This window comes from Thalassolituus sp. UBA2590, assembly GCF_002339775.1.
Taxonomy (GTDB): Bacteria; Pseudomonadota; Gammaproteobacteria; order Pseudomonadales; family Oceanobacteraceae; genus Thalassolituus.
In genome coordinates, this window is sequence record NZ_DDKU01000122.1 from 14,732 (window position 1) to 19,225 (window position 4,494).

Consider the following 4,494-nt stretch of genomic DNA (forward strand, 5'->3'; position numbering starts at 1 on the left):
AAGCTCAGATTGATGAACTGAAAACTCAGAATGACATCGGTGTGAACTACTGGCTGGCTGATACTGCAGTTCTGAAAGCTGATTACTTCCGTCAGGAAACCGCTGGTGAATTGAGCGCCACTGGTTACAATCTTGGTGTAGGTTTCAGCTTCTGAGGTAGACCGGTTTGTTACGCTCGCTTTTTACTTTCTTGCTAATAATAGGTTTGCCGGTGTCGGCCGGAACAACGTATTACACGCCAGCGCAGATCAGTGCTGAAGTATTCAGCGAGTCTGAACCGGAAAAATCGGCGCTCTGGATGACGCCAGAGCGCCGACAGCAAGCTGAGGCTTTGCTAGGAGACGCGCCTCGTCAGGCACGGCTTCGTTATCTTTCCGCTGAGGGGCGGCATCTCTGGACACTGAGTGAAATCGGTAAAGAGAAGCCTATTACCTTTGGCATAGTCACCGCGTCCGGGCACATCGAGCGCATTGAAGTTATGGTGTTCCGGGAGGTCCGGGGTGATGAAATCCGTCTTCCACAATACACGCGTCAGTACAAAAATATCGCTTTGACTGACAGCGGAGATCTTTCTCAGCATATCGATGGCATTTCTGGCGCTACCTACTCAGTGCGTACCATGAAGAAAGTCGCTAAACTGGCGCTCTTATTAGATCGCTGGGCGAATGAGGATAATGCCGTCGAACCCTAGACCGCAGCTAAGACGAAGAATCCGCTTTTTTCTGCATCGCTGGCATCGCCGCCTGGGACTGCTGGTATCTATCCTACTTATTCTTCTCGTGATTACCGGTGTTGCGTTGAATCATACCGGGCAACTTGAGCTGGACAATCATTACCCTCAGAGCCGTGTCCTGCTCTGGCCATATCAGTCGGTATTGCCGGATAACATTGGCTACCGCGGCCGCTACGGGTTGCTGTACTCTGCTAACGGCATGCTGATGCTAGACGAGGAGGTCATAGCAGATTGTGACCGATTGACGGGGGCTGCAGAGACTCTGGATTATGTGCTCGTCAGCTGCCTTTCTGGCTGGCACTTGCTGACGGGCGATTATCAGCTGATCGAGTCTTTTGATCCTGCTTTTCTTAGTCTGGCCGACGACGCCAGGCCGGCGATTTCAGAGGGGCAGCTGGTTGCTGGATCGCCTGATCATTGGCAGAGGCTGAATACTGATGCGCTCACTCTTGAAGAAATTATGCCTCATGCTCGAATTGCCTCGTATGAGGTGCTTCCTTCCGTTAACCAGTCCATTAGCTGGCAGCGTGTGATGCAGGATATGCACAGTGGGCGCTGGTTTGGTCGTGGGGGGATATGGATAGTCGATGCCGCCGCTTTTGCAATGCTTCTTCTGGCATTCAGCGGTATCTGGATGTGGTGGTCGCGTCCTGGTAACAGAAGGTAACCAGAGCAACGTTGCCGCAGCTCGTCCGATTTGTTTCTATAGGCCCCAATAACTAATTTTGCGTCACGGATTCTGACACTGTGTTTGTACACCCCGCCAGCAATAACGAAAGCGATGTAGAGGCGCGCGTTATCGCGGTTAAGACAACCCGTCCTGAGGTGCCTGCCAGCCATATCGACCGTTCTGATATTCTCATGGCGGCCTTGGCATCTTCGCCTGTGGCAATGCTATTGGCGCCGGCGGGCTATGGGAAAACGTCGGTGATATCCTCGTCTATCTCTTTACTGCAGATGGACCACACGGTCGTATATTATCAGTGTGACCGTTTTGACGAGTCGTCGCGGTTGATGGTCCGAGCGTGTGAGAAAGAGCTGGGCCTGACCAGTAGCGGTGTTTCGTCGTCACTTTCCGACATGGAAGCGGTGGCAACTTTGCTGGAGCATGTGCGACAGCAAGACGCTCAGTATGTATTTATCATCGACAACGTCGAATATCTCGATTTTGAAGAAAGCCGGGCGATTACGACTCTCCTTTTACGGTATCGACCAGCGAACCTGAAACTCGTATTCAGCGGACGTCATTTACCGTTTGCCCGCGGCAGTATTGGATTATTGCCTGATATTGCCTGGCTCACCACTCAACAACTCAGCTTCTCGATATCTGAATTCAACGCGCTGTTAGAGTGTCAACAACTGACTCTTCCCTCGGCGGAGGTGCCGTCGTTATTGCGAAAAATGCAGGGTTGGCCTGCGGGCCTGGCTCTCTGGCTCATGGCCTGGCGTTGTGCTGGCATGCCAGAGCGCTGGAGCAGTGATCTGGGTCTGTATGAGGTGTCTGATTATCTTCGTGGCGAAGTCATCCCAAATCTGGCTGTGCCGCTGAGGGATCTCATGTGTTTATGTGCAGTGCTTGGCACCTTTCATGATGATCTGGTTAAAGCTGTCGCTCCTGACCTTTATGCAGCGGGTGATATGCAGGGATTACTGGCGCTGGGTCTGTACTTACAGGAGGTTCCCGGCCGTCCTGAGTGGTTCAGAATGGATCCGATTGTAGCCCAGTGTCTATCGCGGCTACGCCCAGCCGATTGGCGAAGAGATATTCACCTGCGCGCGTTTAACTGGTTTCGGGATCGTAACGATGCGATTGCAGCGTTATTTCATGCTGGGCAGTCCGATCATGATGCGATCGACGCCGGTTGGATGGCGCAACAGTCTGACAGTATCCTCGCTAGTCTGGATACCCAAGGGCTTACTGTCTGGTTTGATCAACTGAACGAAGACCAGCTATACACGTCTCCCGATCTGATGCAGATTGCGTGCTGGACGCACCTTTTGACGAACCGACTGGATGCTGCTCAGAGCTTGATCGAGCGTCTGTCACTGATTCCGGGCATAGATGAAGCTGGCCTGATTGCTTTGAAAGGGTACATGGCAGGTTCGCGAGGCGAGTTAACCCGGGCGGAACGGCAATGCCGTCAGGCGCTGGAAATGTTACCCGCGGAACGTTTCAGTCTGAGATTTCTTACCGCCTCTATGCTGGCACTGGTATCGCTGGCGCATAGGGATCTTGATGGCTCACGTATCTGGAATCGTTTTGCACTCGATATCGCCCGGAAATCCCGCCAGAGTGCACTCGAGGGCATGGCACACCTGGATCATGCGCGTATTGAGTTTAACCGCGGTCACGCGTCGCGCTGCTTATCTGTTCTGACTCAGGGCCATGAGGTGTTGGAAGCAAGTCCGCATGGCGGTAACAGTCTGGCGTATGCGAGGCTGCAGATACTGAAAGCAACCGTTGGCTGGATTACGGGTTACAGTGATGAGCCAACGGATACCGCTCTTACTCAGGCATTGCTGCTATGTGAAGAGCGTTCTGACCCGGCAGCAGCCTATGGGTATGCAATCCGGGCGCTTAATCTGATGGGGCAGGGGCAGTACTCCCTGGCTCTGAATGTTCTTGATGATGGCGAGCGTCGCTTACAGGAACAGCAAGTCGATTTTGTTGCGTATGCCTGGTTGCATACAGTGCGTTCGAATATCTGGATCTCACAGAAAAAATTCCGCCGGGCTCATGATTGCCTTGAGGCGTTACTGGCGGATGCTGACAGTGCGGGCGTTGCGCGTTGTGAATACAGCGCGTTGCTACCGGGGTTCAGCACCTTGACGCTCTCAAGACTTCACCTGATGGCTGGGCGCCCAGAGGTATGCCTGGAGCTGACTGATCGCTGGTTGCGTCATACTCCGGACGGTTTTATGTCTGTGTTTATCCGCATGATTCGCGCTGGGGCCTTGATGACGCTGCAACAACCCGCTGAAGCCATGCGCCAGATCGACGTTGTGAAGAAGACATTTCGTGCAGAAGGCGTAAACCAGCAATTGCAAAGCTGGCTACCCGGGCTGGTGGCTTTTCTTGATTTGCCAAAGGTAGAACTGAATCCGGCTCATGAGCCAGGGTCTGCGCTCAGTGAGCGCGAGCGTGATGTCCTCAACCTTATGGCTCAGGGATTGTCGAATCAAGCGATTGCAGATCAGCTCTACATTTCGCTGCACACAGTGAAAACCCATGCTCGTAAGATAAACGTGAAACTTGGCACTGCTAGCCGGACTCAGGCGATTCATAAAGCCAAAGAGCTGATGTTAATCTGATTTCTGACACTATCTCCAGCCTTTCGGTGTGCTTGATAGTGGCTTGGATTTTCTGAATACGCCTAACAGCGAATGTAACTATTAATTTGATATAGATATCAATAGGATAGCTTTTGTAATCCAATCGTGAATCGCGTTGGTAAATTTGCGTTAACTGGACTAAACCTTGTAATACGTCTCACTAGATGCCTTAACGCCTATGGAATACAAGGTCCTCGTTGTTGGCTGCAACGATATAAAAAAGCTCGGGGAAAACCTCGGAGATCAGTTCTCGCTGTTGGCTGTTGCGACTGCGCAGGAAACATTTCACCTGCCTGACCTTGAAGAATACAAGCTTGCTATCGTGCTTGACAAAGAAGCTGACGGAACAGGCGCTCAGGCACAGGTTCGGGCACTCAAACATCACCCGGTAATTTCACCACTACCCGTGGTTGTACTGGCAACAGAAG

Annotated in this window: 4 protein-coding genes; all 4 read left to right on the plus strand. The window is 52.3% G+C overall.

Annotation, left to right across the window (positions count from 1 at the left end; genetic code table 11):
- The first annotated feature begins 211 nt into the window (after nt 1-211).
- Nucleotides 212-691 (plus strand): FMN-binding protein, encoded by a 480-nt coding sequence (locus B2067_RS10840; RefSeq protein ID WP_068443356.1) that lies wholly within the window; start codon nt 212-214, stop codon nt 689-691.
- Complete coding sequence (locus B2067_RS10845; protein WP_301388454.1) at nt 675-1,400, plus strand: PepSY-associated TM helix domain-containing protein; 726 nt, start codon at nt 675-677, stop codon at nt 1,398-1,400. Before B2067_RS10840 ends, B2067_RS10845 begins: the two co-directional genes overlap by 17 nt.
- 80 nt (nt 1,401-1,480) lie before the next feature.
- A complete protein-coding gene (locus tag B2067_RS10850; RefSeq protein WP_301388455.1) occupies nt 1,481-4,045 on the plus strand; it encodes a LuxR C-terminal-related transcriptional regulator in 2,565 nt (854 codons plus the stop codon).
- Between the two features lie 199 nt (nt 4,046-4,244).
- On the plus strand, nt 4,245-4,494 hold a 250-nt coding region (locus B2067_RS10855), incomplete at its 3' end, for a hypothetical protein (protein WP_301388456.1).

Coding starts and splice junctions, on each gene's coding strand:
- B2067_RS10845 (WP_301388454.1), top strand. CDS start 675: ATGCCGTCGAACCCTAGACCGCAGCTAAGACGAAGAATCCGCTTTTTT.